Below are 17,741 nucleotides of genomic sequence, written 5' to 3' on the forward strand. Positions count from 1 at the left end.
ACCTCTATCCGACGCAAGCTATTGACCCTCTCCGAGAAGACCAAGCCGATAAGCCCATTGCGTCATATCGGCAGCGTTGTGTGCGTCCAGCTTTTTCATGACATTGAGTCGATGGGTCTCCACGGTCTTGAGGCTGATACACAATATTTCGGCAACATCGCGATTACGGGACCCTTCGGCGACCAATTTGAGGACCTGCCGCTCGCGCTCGGTCAGTGCAATGCCGCTGGCGGTTTCACCGCTGTTGCGCAAAGCAATGACCTGGGAAGCGTCGAGGCCCGCATCAATAAAGATCTTCCCTGCACGAACCTGAGCGATCGCTTGCAGCAGGTCATCTCTGCGACTGCGCTTGAGTACATAACCGACCGCGCCGGCTTCCAGCGCCAGAGCCGCATTGTGCTCGGAGACGTCGGAGGTCAGGGCTATGATCAATATTTTCGGCCAGCGCCTGCAAATCAGGGTCAGTGCCGACACCCCGTCGAGCAGTGGCATTTTCAGGTCCATCAGCACCACATCGGGCTGTAGGCTGCGACACAGGGCAATGGCCTCATGACCATCTTGCGCCTCACCCACCACAACTATTCCAGGAGCATTGGCAAGCAAGGCGCGCAAGCCTTCGCGGATCATCCCGTGATCGTCGACGATCAATAAACGGCAGTCAGGCATTGTTTGGGTATCCAGTCTCGGAAGGGGCAACAAGCTGGCGGGCAACAAGGATCGAACGGTGCCTGTCCAGTTGCTGCATTGCGATGGTCATTGCTGGAACGTTTGATTGCGAGGCGGCTTGCTCTATCAGAGCAGCGCTTGTTTCAAGACCCTGTTCTCCGAATTGACCGGCACTGCCCTTGAGGCTGTGAGCGATACGCGCGACTTCGCCATGATCTGACCGTACAACGGCGTCGTTGAGCTGAGCCAACAACGCCAGGCAATCTTCGATGAACAGGCGCTGCAAGCGTGGTGTGCGCAACGGGTCCTGTTCATCGAACATCGATATGGGTGCAATGGGCGCCGTCACTATCGGGGGCAGCGAGGGTGCGACAGTGCGTAACTCCATCCCGCGCTCCAGTTGTCGCATAATCACGCGCGTGATCGCATCGAACAACTGCATCGGCAGCACCGGCTTGGCCAGGTAGTCATGGGCGCCAGCTTCAATAAATCGTTCACGATCACCGCTCATGGCGTTGGCCGTCAGGGCGATGACGTAAACCTCCTCATCCAGCGCACCCGACTGCCCGGAGCGCAGCTGACGGACCGCTTCCATACCGTCCATTCGCGGCATTTGTCCGTCCATCAATACTGCATCGAACACCTTGCGGGCGAGTATTTCAAGGGCCTCGACCCCGTCACGGGCCAGGCTGACTCGATGACCGAAACGCTCCAGGAACAGCTGCGTGATTTCCCGATTGGTGGCGATGTCATCGACGACCAGCACATCAAGACCGTATTCATGACGCTCAAGGGTCCGTAGAGGAGAGAGCGCTTCGTTGAGCGTCGGAGTGGCGCCGCTCTGGACCTCGCACAAGCTTCGATAGAAATGCTGACGACGCAGTGGCCTGACGACGCACGCTGCCAGGCCATGGGCGCGCAGCTCATCGGCAGACATCGGCGACTCGACATGCGAAGCCATCAGCACGATCCGCGCGGATGCCAGTTGCGGGTCAGCACGGCACAGGCTGGCGAACTCCACGCCATCCACGAAAGGCAGACGCCAATTCACCAATACCAGATCGAACATCACGCCCAGCTGTGCTTGCTCACGCATCATCCTCAATGCATCTTCAGCAGACGCGGCCCCTTGGCACAGCATCTGCCATTGGCCGAGGATCCCCATCAACGCCTCACGCTCATCAGCGTGCTCATCGACTACCAAGGTCCGCAACCCCCACAACCTTGGGGCGTCGGCCGCGCGAGCCGGGCAGTTCGGCAATGGCAACATCAGGCTGAATGTCGAACCCACACCCGGCTGACTCTGCAACTCGATAACACCGCCCATGAGCCCCGCCAGACGTTGGCTGATCGACAAGCCAAGGCCGGTGCCGCCGTACTTGCGGGTGGTGGATGCATCCGCCTGCAAAAAAGCGTCGAACACTGCGGCCTGCGCCGCTGGTGCAATACCGATACCGGTGTCGACGACCCGAAACCCGAGGATCTCGTCGTCGCCACGCCAAACCGCCAGCTGGATCGAACCGCAGGCGGTGAATTTAACGGCATTACTCAAGAGGTTAAGCAAAATCTGCCGCAGTCGCCACGGATCTCCCATCACCTGCCCCGGCACATTGGTGGCGATCTGACAGATCATCCGCACGCCCTTTTCAGCGGCGCGCGGTGCCAATAGCTCCGTGACCTCTTCCACCACCTCAGTCAGATCGAACTCGATCCGCTCGATATTCAGGTTACCTGACTCAATTTTGGAGAAGTCCAGAATGTCGCTGATCAACGCCAGCAAGGCCTCGGAATTTTCACGTATGGCCTTGACGAAATGCCGCTGCTGAGGCGCCAGCGGCGTGTCCGCCAACAGATGGTTCATGCCAATGACAGCGTTCATCGGCGTACGGATTTCGTGACTCATGTTGGCCAGGAATTGCCCCTTGAGCTGATTTGCCTGGTCTGCCGTGCTACGGGCGGTTTGCAGCTCGTGAGTGCGTACTTCGACCAGATTTTCCAGACCGGCTTGCTGGGCCTGCAATGCATCGAGCAACCTGTTATAGGCCCCGGCAAAGCGCCCGAGTTCGTCTTCGCGAAGCACTGGCAAACGGCGCGACAGGTCGTCACCGCGAACCGTGAGTTCAATTTCCCGAGCGAACAGGGCCAATGGTCGTGCCAACTCCCGACGCAATACCAGGAGCAAACCGAGGGTCAGCAAGATGAAGCCGGTCACCGCAAAAGGCACTTCTCTGAGAATCAGCCCCAGCGCACCCGCGCGTAATTGCGCTTGAGGATAGAGCGTCAACAGATACCAGTCCGGTTGAACCAGTCGAGCGATAACCATAGGTGTGTCGTCATCGAAACGACCGATCTGCGGGAAATCGGTTTTGGCAGAAAAGCCTGCGACCAGATGCTTCAACGCATCCGGAGATACAGCGTCCATCGACTTGCCGGAAAGGTCGGCAACCCGTCGACCGTGTGCATCCAGAAGCAGGCTTGGGTAACCATTGAGCAACTGTTCGATACGCGCCAGACGCTCATCAAGCTTCAACTCATAACCTGTCATGAACAACGGCTTGCCCGATGTGTCCCTCGATACCACAGCAACGCTGATTAACTGCCGATTCAGCAGTGGGTCGTAATTCGGCCCATCCCAGACGACATCAGGACCGCCGGGTGTCAGACGTTCAAACAGTTCCCGTAAATGAGCGGCGCGGGCCTGCACAAAGCCTGAAGGGATGTCGACCTCAGTGGAGAACGCCGCGCCGGCCTCTGGGAAATAGAAAAACGTATCCACAGTCATCGACTGGCCGGCAGTACCAAACGCTTCAGCCGCAGAGGCCGCACGGGCCAACACGTCGATACTGGCGGCGCTGGCCGCATCGCTTTGCTGCGCCTGATTGAGTACCCAGTGCATGGTGCTGCGCTGGAAAATGTTGCTGCCAAACTCTTTGGCCGCGCCATTGTTCCAACGCGTCATGAGCCGCTTGGCGCCCTCCTCCGCGTCTCGAAAATCATCGTTATCCACGCTGGAAAGCAGACGCAGGCGCTGGCTGAGATCATCCAGCGCCTCGCTTTGCAACTGCTGATAAGTCCGCCAGGCGCTGAGCCCGGCGGCCACGCACCAGCTCAAGGCCAGAACAAGCGCCAGTACGCAGGTAATGCGCAGCGCCAGAGAGTTCCGCCAGCTCTTCATCGCACGCCGACTGTGCTAGAGGCCGTACTGTCGAGCTTTGCAGCAACCCCCATCTTGCGAGCGATGTCACGAATAGCCCGTTGCGCGGCCGCATCGTCGCGCAGCGACACCACCAGTAGCCTCTGGCCTGTCCCGCCAGCCGCCGTTTGCAGCGGCTCACGTTGGGTTGCGAAACCTAGCGTGCGCAATTGTGCTTCAAGGTTTCTCAAGCGCTTTTCGTTGTCATGGATCCCAAGATCCAGACGCAGCCCTTCACCTGCAGCCAGACCGGTATCAACCGGCCGGGGCATCCAGCACCAGGCGATTTGCGTTGGCGGCTGAATGCTCGCAAGGCCTTGCTGAACCGGCGAACCCTGAGCTGCGAGACTGACATTCATCGCTGCGGCCTGAGTGTCCATCGCAGTGAGCTGCCCGGCGATGCTGTTCAATCGCTCATCGATGACGTTGACCTGTATCTGCAACTGATCGGCCTGGCGATACTTGTCCAGCAAGGCCTGTCCTCCCTCCTGGCGGTAGGTCAGCTGAATACCTATCAGGTTCTCGCTGCCCATCACATTGCGCTGGTTCGGGAAGTCATTGACGGTAAAGGTGTGTTGACCCCCGTTGAACAACCGCAGGAAATCCACGAACGCGCGGTCCCCGGTCCAGTGCTTGGTCAGCTTGAAGTTGGCGAAGCTGATGTCCAGAGCGACGTCCGCACAGGCTCCCGGCGCCCAGACAAAACTGGCGCTGGTTGGGAAGTTAAAGTTATCCAGTACCGTTGAACGACCGCTGCACTGCATCGTCAGACGCGTCTGCTGCGGCAGCGAACGGGCGCTGATGTTCACCTGAGAAGGTGTAGCGGACAGCTCAACCACTGCCGCAGTGGCCTGCAGCGTCGCAATACTCTGCTTGAGCTCGGCCCGTTGCGCCGCCAGGGTTTTCTGCTCGGCATCCAGCGCCTGCTTGCTTTGCTGCTCAGTGGCTAGCTGAGCCTGGCTTTGCCGCTGAGCACTGGCGAGATCGTTCTGGGCATGTTGCATGCGACTGACATAGGCATAGAAAGCCCCGGTCAATGGGATCTGAACGCCCAGTGCTTCACGTCCGCTGTAGCGCTGCACATCGCGCTGCAGAAAGGCTCTCACCGAACCATTCATGAAAGCCGGCAACTGCCCACGATCGCCATAAAGCAATTCATTGAGCATGACCGGATCGCGCACTCCCTGGATTGAGCTGAGCAACTGCCCACTCCAGTCACTTTGCAGGCGACAGGCCGCCACTTCGGACGCGTAGTGCGAGGCGAAATCAAGCTGCCCGGTTACCAGCGACCAGACCACATCTTCACGCGGATCAGGACCTTTGAGTGCCTGAATCAAAGCGACGCGAATAGTATCGGCGTCCCAAAGCGGCGCTGATTTGACTGCTGGATCGGCACCAAAGCCCCACGTATCGAGGGCGACCTGAAAGGCTTGCGCATCGCTTTTCTGCAAATCGATGACAACACCTTTCATCAACTGCTGAAATTTCGCCAGGGTTCGGGCCTGCGCCAGTTCGTCACGCATGACGTTCACACCGGCCTTGACAGAACCGCCGCTGGCCATGCCTTTGAGCACATCGCCGCCCAGGGCGTTGGTGACTTTCAAGCTACCCAGCGCACCCGCATCAGCATGCAGATCGTCGTTACTGGCCAATTTGAGCAGACGATCCATCGCCACCGCCCGGCTCGCCCACGGAGCCCGATGTTCGACCGGGATCAGCGAAAAACGCTCGGCACTGCGATGCAGCAGCTTGAGGAACGGATCATTAGGGGTGCCAACCACACTCAGGGTTTGCTGCCAGTCGCTACGGGTTTTCAATCGCGTCTGCGCGCTGAGCAGGCTGCCTTGGATAAAGCGATACCAGGCATCCTGGGTATCGCTCTGATACTGCTCCAAAAACCGTACCCTTTGCGCCTTCCACACATTCTGATCACGGCTGGCCCGACCCAATTCATCGATAAAATCAAGAATCGCACTGTGCCCTTGCAAGGTATAGGCGCCGGAAAGACTCAAGCCTGGGTTGTCGGTGTCGGTCCAGTATTCGCTGAGCAGGATCGGTTGCAGATTGCCCTGCAGGTCCGCCCACGCCGTCAGCCACCCCAAGGGACGCTCCTCAAGCCCCATGCTTTCGAGCTGGCCCAGCAAGGCTGCCCGCTGGCTCTGCATCTGCGCCATATCGGTTTGCCATTCCAGATAAGAGCGATAGCTGGTCCCCAGAGTCACCAGTTGCCCGGCGCTGATCGAGTCTTTCGAGCCGTAGATCAAATTCAAAAAACCCACCTCCGACCCTGGCAGCGGCAGTTCGTCCATGGACTGATTATTCAGCCGTGCGTCGAGCAGATTAATCCGACGCACGAGAAACTCTGCGTAAGCGGCAATTAATCGAGGGTCGCCGCTGTTCAATGCATTGCGCAGGTTTTGAGAAATAAAACCATCGAATACGGGGGTGCGTATTTCGCTGTCGAAGAGCCTGACGTAATCAGAGCGATAGTGTTCCTGCACTTGCTCGATGTGGCGTGAAAACGGCAGCAAACTACGCCATCCACCCTGTTGCTCGCTAGACAGGTTGATCAGCGCTTGCCGGAAACGGCGCAATGCATCCAGATCGGTTTCCAGTCCGCCGGCGAAGTCCTCAGTAGCGGGAGGCTCGTTGAGCGCTTCGGTGAGCACTGCCTCGGTGTGCCGGTTGGCATACACCATCAATGCGCCGAACCCGAAGCAAAGTCCCAGCCAGCCAATGACTGCAGCATGAGCCAGCAGACGCCGCCAACGATGCCAGCTATCGATCGACTGATAAGCATAACGTTGCCCTGGCAACAACTGTCCCAGCAGATCATGGCTGAACCAGCCTTCATGCTGAGCGTCGGCATCTTGCCCTTGGGCCGTAAGGAATAGCCCGCACAGCAGGGGCGGCTCGCTGTAGGGATTAGCGTCAAACGCTGGCAACAACAGCTTTTCAAGACGCGAACGCAAATCGCCGATACGTTCCGGCAGGCTAAAAGCATCTGCATCAGGCACGCCGCGCACACCCAGCTCTATGCGCAGATCGAACAACCGCTGGCCAAGTCCGCCAAACATTTCATCGAGAAACGCACCCGCCCCGCCAGTGCGCTGCTGGCTGAGCAAGCCAAAGGGTTGCTCACGCTGTGGCGGCGTCAATGCGGCCCCCCACTGCGCGAAACCAGGCACGGCTTCAGCACCTGTGATGATGAAATACACCGGTAGCCGGGCACCGAAAACCTTCACCAAATCATCCAGACGGCGACGCAGATTGTGTCCCTGCTCGGCCAAGCGCTCATCGGAATCGGTCAACAGACGTTTGCTGTCGATCACCAGCAACACACCGTTGAGCGGTTCGCGCCGCCGCGAACGTAATAGCCAGTAAAGCAAACGCCGCCATTCCGGGCCCGCGTCGCTATTCCCTTCAGCCAAGCGGCCTGCAGGATCGATGATCACACCCCGTTCGAGGAACCACCAGTCGAGCGTTCCTGTAGGCATTGTCTGCTTGCCACGACTGGTCGAGCGCAATGCCGAAGTCAATCCACTGTTGACCAACACACTGCTTTTGCCACTGCCACTCTCGCCCAGCATCAGGAACCAGGGCAGCACGTACAGCGGTGAACCCAGTCGACTCAGACGCGACTGGCGCAGCATGCGCACACCGCTGTTCCAGTCCTGATCCAGGTTGGGAGCCTCATCACGACGACTCTGTGGCAACTCGCTTTTCATCCGCGCACGCAAGCGCCAGGCGTACCAGCGTCGCCCGATCCAACGGGCGACCAGCGCCAACAAAATGGTCCCGATAAAAATGACCGGCACGTACCACAGCGGCCAATCCTCATAGAGCGCCAGCCCCCAAAGCACCAGCGCAAAACTTGCCAACAGCAACACCCAGAGCAAGAAGACCCCCGTTTTTTTGAACATCAGCGCATCTCCAGCAATTGGCTGACTTGTCGACCCAACGAGAGATCGAAACTGATGTACATCACGGTCAACACAATCAAGGGAATCCCAATCAGCAGAAGCAACGAAATGCCGGGCAAGCCACGGCGTACCACACGAACCCGTTTCGGCAGCGGGTCTTCGGGTTGTTCAAAGAGGTGGCTGGTGGCATCCAGCGGCACCATGTTGTTATCGAGGATGATCCGTTCCAGGCACAACCGGCGGTACTGAGCCAGCTCGCCACCCGGACGTGTTGCGTAGCGGCCCTGAAAGCCGCTCAACAACGCCAGGCCAAACACCTCACGGGCGCCCACCGCCGCTTCGGGCAACGCCTCCAGGCGCTGAAAGAACTCAACGCCAGCACGACTGGTTGAAAAGTAATGACGTTGCAACGGCGCACGACGCCATTGCGCAGCGCCTGGCCATTCACGAGACATGGCTGTTTCGTCGATCCAGGCCACCACAGCGAACAGCGCCTCGCGCACATCAGCCTCGGCAACATGTAACTCGCGGGCGCGATTGGCAGCGGCGTCGAGCAGCACTATCAGCCCCGGCGCGAGGGTTTCGTAGGATTGCGCAGGATCAATGAAGCCGCTCTTGGCGGCGTCAAATATCGACATCCAGCATTCAGCCAGGCGGGGATTGATCATGTACGTACCACCACCAGATCAATGACCAAATCAGCCGGAGGCTGGGGCAGGAAGAACGCAGCCTGACGCTCGTGCTGCAGCGCTTCCCAGCCATCACTGAGTGTCTCCAGGCGGAAATACAACGCACCCGCTACCCTCGGCAGGCCTTGTGGCGGGACCTGCAGGTAGATCAGTTCAATACCGGGCAACGCGCGATTGACCAACCCCTCCATGATGCTGACCGCACCCAGTTTGCCATCCAGCGGTAAGCCCTCGGCCAGCCACACCGGGTCGACCGCGCTGCGAGCCACCAGGAAATAACGATGACGCGGGCCGAAAAAGGCGTCCGGCAACTCGGCTTGATATAAACCCTCCTGCAGTTGCAGGCGCACAAGCAACTCGGAACCGATACTGATTTCATTGAGTTGCTGGCCGATCAGGGCCACCAGGGCAATGGTCGCGACTCCCGCCTCTTCATGTTTGTAAGGCGGCACCAGCAAGCGGCCATCAGGGGTTTCACCAAGCATGTCGCACACATCGGAGAACAGGCTCAGCTCACCGACCAACTGGCGCAGCGTGCCGTAAAGCTGCCACGGCGAAACCTGCGGAGTTTCCAGCATATGGGTCAGCAATGGGCCATAACGGTTCAGCACCGCCAGGGCCATCAGGTGGTTGACCTGAGCACCGTCTAAATCTCCCCGACGCGACTCACCTGGCTGTTTGTACACCGACAGCTGTCGCGCCCGGCCGACCAATTCGTCGCGGACTTCGCGCAGGGTTTGCAGCAACATCGGTGACGCGGCCAGGTTGACCGACGGCGGCACGTAGCGCTGCGCAGGTCGCACGCGGTCGCCGTCGAGATCAAGACGGGCAATCGGCAACAATTCGTAGGCGCTCAGATGCTCCAGCTCGTCTTCCCAGAACAGCCGCAGCACGTAAGACATTGAGCGCACCCGCGCTTCCGGGGAATTGCCGAGGCGGTCACCGATCACTTCCGGGTCAGCGGCCACGACAAAGCGCGCTTCCGCCCGAGAACCGTCGGACAGCGTCTCGAACACTTGCGCGTTAGCGTCACCTGGCAGCAAGCGGCGCAGCCCCACAAACAGCGTGCGGCCGCCACTGAATTCGCCCAGGTCCAGGGTGCGCGACTCCAGCACCGCATTACCCGGATACTCAGCCAATGTGCCTTCGGGGAAGCGCACCGACAATTGATCCAGCAGGCACTGTTTGGCAACCAATGCAGACTCGTTGATCTTCAGAGAGATCAAGCCCCACGGGTAAGGATGGTTCAACTCCGTGGTGCGGGTCAGACGATGCTCGATACGGGCATCGTTCTGTTGAAAATGCTGAGGCTGGAGAAACAAGCCCTGGTGCCAATACAACAACTGATCAATATTCATAGGGCTCGCGTTCAGGCAAAAGATTGAAAAAAAGTGGCGACTGCAACGCTCACGATAAAAAAGTCAGTCCTGTGCGCCCGGCAGGCGCACCTCGCCTTCTCTGGGTTGCACAGGCTTGGGCAGCGCAAGACGACTTTCCTTGCCGCGCAGCAGAGCCTCGGACCCGACGAGCAGGTCGATAGCGATGGGGCGTGGCGTGGCGGTCCAGGTCTTGCTGAAAAAACCAGTGGAAGTGACATCGACGCCTATCTGATACAGCTTGGCGCTGCGCATCGGGTCCAGGTGGGCGTAGCCCACAGCGATACCGACCATCTTCGCGCCCTCAAGCCGAGGCAGACTCAACTGTTTGCTCTGACCTGGCTCGATGAACAGCCGCGTGAGGCCGATCATTCCGGTCGGTGCGCTGTTCATCAGCAGCAGGCTGCTCAGTTGTTGCGAACTGCCGGTGTAGGCCGAGAACGCACTGATCTGATCGAACTGCGTGACCACCACCAACAGGTTATGCGCCTGGCCGTCGTACTGATTGAGGTCGTTATCGGCGGTAAAGCTCAGCTCGATGGCGTTTTCGGTGTAGTCCCATTTGAGCTCGGTGAGGGCCTTTTGCTCGGGGGTAAGTTCCTGGGAGCTGCACGCGGTGAGCAGCAGACAAAGACTGAGCATTGCCCCGAAACACTTCATGGATGACCCATTCATCAAGGCGCTCACGCCATCACCAGGACAGCGGTCTGGCTCGGCTGCGAAACCGTACCCATGGTGTTATTGGCGTTATGCATGGTCTGGCAAGTGACGCGCACAGCGGGCTTACCTCCAACCATGACTTTGCTGCTGCCATCAATGAAAATCATTTCACCCTTTACCTTGCTGCTGGTGACGCCGCCGGCCACGCCCGCCTCATCACCACTGGTCATCAACACCTTGCTGGACATGTTCATCGCTGGCATGCCGTCTACTAGCACTTCCATCACCAATCCACCCGGATCTGCGGCGCTGGTATCGGCAGTATTGGGATAAGGCAAAGGCACTGGCCCGGCTGGCGGGACCGGTGTCTTGCAGATATCGGGTACCGTGGACATTGCCATCGCACCGCCGTTATTGAGCATGTACATAATTGATCTCACCCCAGCTTGATGCTGTCGCCATCAATGGCAACGCTACGTTGTGCATTCAGGTCCAGGGTATCGGCCTGGACGCTCCAGTCATCGCGCACGCGCTGGCGCAAGGAACCTGCATGGCATTCTTCATGGCCTTCGACCCGCCGGCGGCTATCGCCAAATCCCGCCTCGTGGCGCACGGCCTTTTCGCGGTGATACACGCTGTTGTCGTGGCGCTCGACCCAATGGTTCTCAAGGTGCTCGCCGCTCATGGCCAGGGTGCCGACATTCAGATTGGCACGCTGCATCTGCACACTGCCCTGCTCGGCACACACCCGTAACGCAATACCGGCGTCAAGGCTCACGCCGTCGCGAGCCTGAATGCTCAGCGCGCCTGCGGGCAGGCTCAAATGCAGGTCGCCATCCAAATGCATCCGCGCAGGTTGAGCGATGGCGCGTTCAAGCACGCTAAGGATGTAACCCCCTTGCGCGTCCAGGCTGACCAATACCTTGTCCCCCACTGCGGGATGCACCAGACAACCGAATGCGGGTTTTAGCCAATAGCGGCGGCCATCGCTGCTGACCACACCGAAACGCTCGCCATCCAGTGCGTTGACCTGTGCATGGCGTAATACAGCAGCGGCATCGCAATACTGCGGGGCTTCATTCATCTCGAGTTTCCTAAAGAGGCAGGCCGCCATTGCTCGGCGGCGAGGCGTTCGGTATCAACAGGTTGGATGGCCTGGGGATTGCTCTGCTGCCAGTCGGCCTGGGTAAAATCAGCGGCATGGGCATTCATCCCTGTCACGTCGGCGGCGATGAACGAGGCCTGCGGTGCAAGCAGCGCCGTGCAATCGGCATAACGCAAAAGTGCGCGATCAAAGCGCGCTCCTGGCATCTGGGCGTCTGCCAGAATGGCCACCTCCAGAACGGCATCACTGAAATCTACCGAGTCAAAATGGCTGGCATTGAACAGTGCGCCCTTGAGATTGGCACCGACAAAAGTCGGGACTGTGCCCGTACTGCGGTAGAACGAGGCGCCCTCTGCCTGCACGGTATGAAAATCGGCCCCGTTCAAGGACGACTCATCGAAGGCACACTGCTGCAAGGACGCCAGACCGAAGCGTGCCTGATCGAGTTGGCAGTCGATCAGCCGGACCTTCTCGAAATGCGCCGACTGTGCGTCAAGCCCCGTCAGATCACACTGGTTCCATTGGGATTTGCTCAACTTGGTTGCTGCCAGTCTGATGCGCGGTAAGCGGCACTCCAGGAGCGTGAAAGCCTGTAGCTGCGCACCCGACAGTTCCAGATCCTCGCCTTGACATTGCGCCCAGTAGGCCTTGTTCCAACGCACATTCTTGAACAGCGAGCCCTGCAATGAACACGCGTTAATGTGCAACGAATCCGCAGTACTGTCGGAGAAATTGGCGCCGTCCAGGCGGCAGTCTTTCCAATTGCTTTGGGTCAGAATTGCCCCGGTAAATTGCGCGCCACGCGCATCAACTTTTTCCAGCCGCGCGTTGCTCAAATTAACGCCACGATAGTCGCCACCCGCCAGATTCAACTCTCGCAAGGGCTGCCAATCGGCGAGCAATTCCCTTAGACGCTCTGCACTTAATACCTCAAGCATGAGTCAAGCTCTCCTTGAGTCGACAACGGGTCATCAATGCCTGCTCCAGGCGCACGCCACTGCCATGCACAGCGTCACTGGCCAGGCCATGCAAGTTGCTGCCACTGAGGTTGGTCTGCTCCAGGCACACCTTGCGCAAGCGGCCGTTAAGCAGATTGGCGCCAGACCAATCAGCGCGACTCAAGTCACATCCCGACAGATAGACACCTTGCGCCACCAGCTCAACACCATCGGAATCACTCAGGTCGCAACGGGTCAGTAGCGCGTGGTTAAGCCGTGCGCCGCGCAGGCTGGCGTGATTCAGATCGGCGTCCTGAAAGCTGGCATCGGTCAGGTCGGCATCGTCTAGGCGCGCGCCCGGTAAAACGCAGTGACCGGCCAGACGCAGGTTTTGCAGATTGCACTCACGCAAGTCCAGATTGCGTCCCACAACCTTGGCCAAATCGGCTTTGCTGAGGTTGGCGCGGCGCATGTCAGTCGCGTCCAGTGTGCAGTCGTAAAACTTGGCTTTGTGAAGGTTGCTGTCGGAAAGTACTGCGCCATTCAGGTCGCACTTATTCAGGTTCAGCTTGCTTAAATCAGCGTTGCTCAGGCTGGCATGGCTGAAACTGCACTCGCTGATGTGGGCCTGTTGCACATTCGACGCCGAACAATCAGCGGTTGAGAAGTCGCAAGACTGAGCGCGAATGCCCTGCAGATTGGTGCCTTTTAACAACGCATGCTTGAACAATACCCGCTGCAGCAGCGCCTCTTCCAAGCGAGCATTACTCATATCCGCAGCGCTCAAATCGCAGTCGATAAACTGGCATTGGCTCATGTCTGCATCAACCAGACGCGCACCGTTGAGTTGGCAATTCTCGAACAGGGTATTTTTTAGATCGGCCTTGCTCAGGTCGATGCCGGAAAGATCAAGGCTCTTTATCCGCAGCTCTTTAAGTGATCGCCCGGCTGTATGTAAGGCTTGTAAGCGCTCGCGGGTGAGGTCGCAATATTCGGCGGGGATGGGGACAGGGCCGAATTTGATTCGATCAGCCGCCAACGCTTGGTTCAGGGCGTCTATTTTTTGTGTGATCAGCGTTTCGTTAGCCTGCGCACGCGCCGCACCCGCCGCCACTTGCTGGATGATGTCCGCTTTCTGGGCTGGCGGCAGGTCCAGTTGAGCCACGAGGTTCATGAGATCCACTTCGGGGGCCGGTTGACTCGCCAAGGCGAGGGTTTCCTCTACATCCAGCCCTACGCGAGTGATCGCATCCCGGGCGTAAGCCATGCCTTGAGCCCTGTCCCTAGCGAGCTGCGCCTCGATTTCATCGCGCAGCCCATCGGTAGACAGCGTGTTGGCGGGCGATCCAGGCCGAGGCACAGGCGTTACCACCTCGATTCGGGCCGGGGGCGGATAGTCGTCGCGGTTGAACGGCTGATCCATACCCGTGGCCATGTCCTGGGCAATTTGAATGCTTTCTTCGTAGGCCGCAGACAATTCGGCATGCAGGACATCCGCGGCCGCACGCAGGCTGGCAAGCAGCGGCGCATTGTCGAATGTCGGTGGTTCGGGGCTTGATACTTCATCCGGTTCAACCGGTGGGCTAGGCCAGAGCTGATCGATCCAGACTTGCGAGGCCAGTGATGGATCACCCATTCGCTCGATGGCCAGTGCCAGCGTGGCGATATCCAGTGCGTCAATATCGAGCACCGGCACGGCGGCGCGGTAGAGCAACAAAACGCTTTGCGCCTCGGGGAACAGCCATACGGTATCCAAGTCCATTGGCATTTCAGTGATGGCCTGGGGCTTATCCGCCCGCTCAATAAACAGGCGTGGCCGCAAGCCAGGCAAGCGTCCGCTGACCTTCGCCTGGGTGGGGTGCATGCCCTCAATCGACCAGGCTTCATCACCCCGCCAATACCCGGTGGCGCATTGGTCCTGAGCCACTTCATCGAACCACCGGGCATCGGTGTCCAGGGGCAAAAAGGGCGAACGGTAGGCACGCCATTGCTCGTCCAGCGTGCCCATGAAGCAGCGCCTGCAAGCTGTTTGCGGTGGCAGTGGCATGAAGCTCGCAATGCCGGACCGGTCCTCGGGATCGAGAACAACGAGGTTTGCGGCTTCCAGTTGCGCCAGGGGCACGGAGTCTGCGGTATCTCTATTGGGGCAATGGCCTTTACCTGCGGGGTTATCCGGCCATTGGGCACCACCGTAGGCGTTCTCAAGCGTCAAGGGCAGGCAATCAATCTGTCCGGCTGCCACGGCCGACCAACCCAACAGGCCTTTGCGCCATTGCCGTGGTGGGAATACATGCAGGGTCTTGGCCAGTGCACCGATGCGTACCGATACGGCCATACCGGCACGTTGCGCATCATTCAGGGCATAGGCGTGCCCCTGGACGGCAAACGTACCCCGGCTTTTTTGCAAACCGCTGTCTAGTATCTGCTTGCCCAGGCGCTCGCTGATCCAGGCCCACGTCTGGCCCGCTGGCATAATCGCGCCCCCGGCATCCACCAATAGCCCCACGGTCGTGACCAACATATGGCTATCCCCATGCATTGCATTGGCAAGCATTACCAGGCTGGCACCTTCACACTTGAGCTGCATCAGACTCTCCGCATCGTTTAAAGACCCATTGCCCTGTCACCTGTTTCAGGCAGCAGCGGGTGGGGGGGTGTCGGATGGAGCGCCAGCGTCGCCGGCTGCTTCGGCAACATTCAGCGCCGCCGCACCCAACTCCGCCTGGGCCACTACAATGAGCTGGCTGGCTGTTGCTACGGCGTCGATTGCTGCACTGCTTACGGGAGCCTCAACGAGCATTTTTGCAATCCCAAGATCAGGAACTACCGGAATAGACGGCACGATGACAGGATCCGAAATACTCTCCTTGCTCGATATCGAACCATCAGCAGCAATCGTGTTTTTTACATGCAGGGATTTTTCAAAAAAAACAGTTCCCATCACGTTTAAATCACCGTCGATATGGACCGTTCCACTGGAACAAATCTTTATACCGTCCTGGGTCAGGATTATTTTATTTTTACCCACTTGAATCTCATGCACCACGCTGGTCGCATGAAGAAAATGCTTGGCTTTCTGCAAGGTTACTTCACTAGCGACTTCGCAGACTGCTGTTTGGTTTTTATGATAAAAGGCAATATCTTCTTTTGCTTTCTGGGTTTTCTTTATGATTTCTGCAAAGTCCTTCTTCCAGAGAACAAACCCATAAGAAAACGCAGCCACTCCAAGTTTTATATCAGCACTCACTCCATTGAGCCCAACATTAAGATTCAAGCCGTTAGCAGCGATAGAACCTTTAACCCCACAAAAACTTGCCGCGAGGTCAACCATCAGCGTCGTCTTTTTAGTTCGATGACTTATAGCATCGTAGAGGTCTGTAGCACCCAGAGCGCCAAGAACGATACCTTTGGTATTCAGGAAGGATTTCTGGCTAGCGGTAAAAAAGTTGCCGCCCAGCCTCGTTTCGTTAGAGCTACCTTCCACAAGTGGCTTCGGCGCACTTCCCCCGCCGATAGACAGCGTATATACGCCAGGCACCTCATGTTTATAAGAACTGGACGCCAGCTGCATATGTTTGTCAGTGCGCAAATGCGCCCCACTGACATCGCCTTCGCCCAAGGTGAAACTACAACCGGTAGAAGCGCCCATCTTCATCATCGGCCCGGACGGGCTGTCTTCCATTGCAAACAAATGCCCACCGGGGGTGCTCAAGCCACTTTGGGTCGCGTTGTCGCCGGTGACCACATTAGGGTTCTCGGAGTTGGGCACGCTACCAGTGATTACCGGCCGGTCTGGGTCGCCGCCCAAAAACGAAACCAGCACTTCCGTGCCTTTTAGCAGCGGGAAATTCATGCCATGGCTCGAACCGCTGGACAGCGTAGCCATGCGCAGCCATGCCGAGCCGCGAGTGGCGTTCTTTGCGCCGCTAATAAACGGAAAGCTGACTTTGTAGCAACCCTTGTCGTTAAGCAGTGGGCGACCGGTGTCTTCATCGCCATCCACTACCGCACTGAGCACACCCTGCACATAGGGCCGGGGCGTCACGCAGGGTGCGCGGAACTGCACATCGCCGGGCAAGGCGATAAAACGGGTGTTGATACCCTGCCCCGGCCCTTCACCCTCCGAACCCAGGCCCGGCAATGGTTGATAACCCTCATGGTGAACTTCAATAACCTGATAACCGGCATTGAACATCGGACGCGGATGGCCCACCAACAGCATCGGATAGCCCGCGCGCAAGCCCGTGGCTCGACCGCTGCCATGAAACTCCCGTTGGCGGCAACCAATGGCCTGGGCGCGGCGATCTGCCAACCATTGGCCCTGTTCGAGGGAACCGAAGTGCTCGCCATACAGCCCTTGCTCACCGATAAATACAGGCGAACTCGATACCGCCGTGCGTTGTTCGAGTGAGGCATCTGCCCCAAGGCTGGCACTTGCCACCGAGGCGTTGACCTCTAACTTCAACTGCGCGTTAGTTGCAGAGAAATCCTGTAGCGTGACCCCGGCCGCTTGCCGGACCAGCTTGCGCTCGAAGGTACGCGCCACCGCCAGGACCTGGCCTACATCCAGTTCCGAATCTTGACGACGATAGGTCAGAAGACTGGGAAGTTGCGGCTGGTAGCGTCTGTCGCCACAGAACACAAGCGCCTCTCCGTCAGGCCCCTGTTCAAAGAAGTAATACACCCCGAAATATTCAAGAAGACGTGAAATAAAGGCGAAACTCGTTTCTTCGAACTGGCAGGTAAAGGTCGCCTGAGTCAGCGGATCATCCGCCAGAGGCAGGCGGATATCGAAGTCATAAGCCGAACCCGGCAAACCGTTGATACCCGGCCCTTCGACATTAAGGTCAGCCAGTTTGAGCACGTCGCGAATCAGTTCCGGCAGGCTTTTGTCCAACCAGATTTCGGAAAAACGGAAATGACGCAACTGCACGAAGCGCGGTTCCAGCACCACGCGGTAGTAGTAATAAAGAGAATCGGCGTCGAGATAATCGACCTCTGTTACCACACCCTGATAGGGATGCGGCAGCCCCAACGCGTCACTCAGGGTCAATACCGCGCGGTTGCCAAGCAGCGCCTCATCGTCGAACAAGGGATTGATCGTGGCCAAGCGGACCTCGAAACGATACGGCTGAGAGAGCTTTTCCTCGCCCTGCCACTGCTGCACCCACAACGTTTCGAGCACGAGCGA

General features: G+C 58.4%; 11 protein-coding genes. All 11 read right to left on the minus strand.

What is annotated here, in order from left to right; all coding sequences use genetic code 11:
- Positions 1-18: 18 nt before the first annotated feature.
- Positions 19-666: a two component system response regulator gene (locus tag K0F75_RS01765; protein ID WP_219060041.1), complete on the minus strand. Its 648-nt coding sequence runs from the start codon at positions 664-666 to the stop codon at positions 19-21.
- A complete protein-coding gene (locus K0F75_RS01770; protein WP_219060042.1) occupies positions 659-3,841 on the minus strand; it encodes a response regulator in 3,183 nt (1,060 codons plus the stop codon). Before K0F75_RS01770 ends, K0F75_RS01765 begins: the two co-directional genes overlap by 8 nt.
- Positions 3,838-7,782 (minus strand): type VI secretion protein IcmF/TssM N-terminal domain-containing protein, encoded by a 3,945-nt coding sequence (locus K0F75_RS01775; RefSeq protein WP_219060043.1) that lies wholly within the window; start codon positions 7,780-7,782, stop codon positions 3,838-3,840. The genes K0F75_RS01770 and K0F75_RS01775 overlap by 4 nt, the downstream gene beginning before the upstream one ends.
- A complete protein-coding gene (locus tag K0F75_RS01780) occupies positions 7,782-8,450 on the minus strand; it encodes a DotU family type IV/VI secretion system protein (protein WP_219060044.1) in 669 nt (222 codons plus the stop codon). The genes K0F75_RS01775 and K0F75_RS01780 overlap by 1 nt, the downstream gene beginning before the upstream one ends.
- Positions 8,447-9,829 carry a type VI secretion system baseplate subunit TssK gene (gene tssK, locus K0F75_RS01785; RefSeq protein ID WP_219060045.1) on the minus strand — a complete coding sequence of 461 codons (1,383 nt, stop codon included), beginning with the start codon at positions 9,827-9,829 and terminating at the stop codon, positions 8,447-8,449. The genes K0F75_RS01780 and tssK overlap by 4 nt, the downstream gene beginning before the upstream one ends.
- Positions 9,830-9,892: 63 nt before the next feature.
- Complete coding sequence (locus tag K0F75_RS01790) at positions 9,893-10,489, minus strand: type VI secretion lipoprotein TssJ (protein WP_257604229.1); 597 nt, start codon at positions 10,487-10,489, stop codon at positions 9,893-9,895.
- A 41-nt stretch (positions 10,490-10,530) separates the two neighbouring features.
- Positions 10,531-10,935 (minus strand): DUF4150 domain-containing protein, encoded by a 405-nt coding sequence (locus K0F75_RS01795; protein ID WP_219060046.1) that lies wholly within the window; start codon positions 10,933-10,935, stop codon positions 10,531-10,533.
- 8 nt (positions 10,936-10,943) lie between these two features.
- Positions 10,944-11,591: a DUF3540 domain-containing protein gene (locus tag K0F75_RS01800; protein WP_219060047.1), complete on the minus strand. Its 648-nt coding sequence runs from the start codon at positions 11,589-11,591 to the stop codon at positions 10,944-10,946.
- Complete coding sequence (locus tag K0F75_RS01805) at positions 11,588-12,550, minus strand: pentapeptide repeat-containing protein (protein ID WP_219060048.1); 963 nt, start codon at positions 12,548-12,550, stop codon at positions 11,588-11,590. Before K0F75_RS01805 ends, K0F75_RS01800 begins: the two co-directional genes overlap by 4 nt.
- Positions 12,543-15,137: a pentapeptide repeat-containing protein gene (locus tag K0F75_RS01810; RefSeq protein WP_219060049.1), complete on the minus strand. Its 2,595-nt coding sequence runs from the start codon at positions 15,135-15,137 to the stop codon at positions 12,543-12,545. Before K0F75_RS01810 ends, K0F75_RS01805 begins: the two co-directional genes overlap by 8 nt.
- Before the next feature lie 45 nt (positions 15,138-15,182).
- A partial coding sequence (locus K0F75_RS01815) for a type VI secretion system Vgr family protein (RefSeq protein ID WP_219060050.1) occupies positions 15,183-17,741 on the minus strand: 2,559 nt, incomplete at its 5' end.

It is taken from the genome of Pseudomonas sp. UMAB-08, assembly GCF_900095225.1.
In the GTDB taxonomy this organism is placed as follows: domain Bacteria; phylum Pseudomonadota; class Gammaproteobacteria; order Pseudomonadales; family Pseudomonadaceae; genus Aquipseudomonas.

Coding starts and splice junctions, on each gene's coding strand:
- K0F75_RS01765 (WP_219060041.1), bottom strand. CDS start 666: ATGCCTGACTGCCGTTTATTGATCGTCGACGATCACGGGATGATCCGC.
- K0F75_RS01770 (WP_219060042.1), bottom strand. CDS start 3,841: ATGAAGAGCTGGCGGAACTCTCTGGCGCTGCGCATTACCTGCGTACTG.
- K0F75_RS01775 (WP_219060043.1), bottom strand. CDS start 7,782: ATGTTCAAAAAAACGGGGGTCTTCTTGCTCTGGGTGTTGCTGTTGGCA.
- K0F75_RS01780 (WP_219060044.1), bottom strand. CDS start 8,450: ATGATCAATCCCCGCCTGGCTGAATGCTGGATGTCGATATTTGACGCC.
- tssK (WP_219060045.1), bottom strand. CDS start 9,829: ATGAATATTGATCAGTTGTTGTATTGGCACCAGGGCTTGTTTCTCCAG.
- K0F75_RS01790 (WP_257604229.1), bottom strand. CDS start 10,489: ATGCTCAGTCTTTGTCTGCTGCTCACCGCGTGCAGCTCCCAGGAACTT.
- K0F75_RS01795 (WP_219060046.1), bottom strand. CDS start 10,935: ATGTACATGCTCAATAACGGCGGTGCGATGGCAATGTCCACGGTACCC.
- K0F75_RS01800 (WP_219060047.1), bottom strand. CDS start 11,591: ATGAATGAAGCCCCGCAGTATTGCGATGCCGCTGCTGTATTACGCCAT.
- K0F75_RS01805 (WP_219060048.1), bottom strand. CDS start 12,550: ATGCTTGAGGTATTAAGTGCAGAGCGTCTAAGGGAATTGCTCGCCGAT.
- K0F75_RS01810 (WP_219060049.1), bottom strand. CDS start 15,137: ATGCAGCTCAAGTGTGAAGGTGCCAGCCTGGTAATGCTTGCCAATGCA.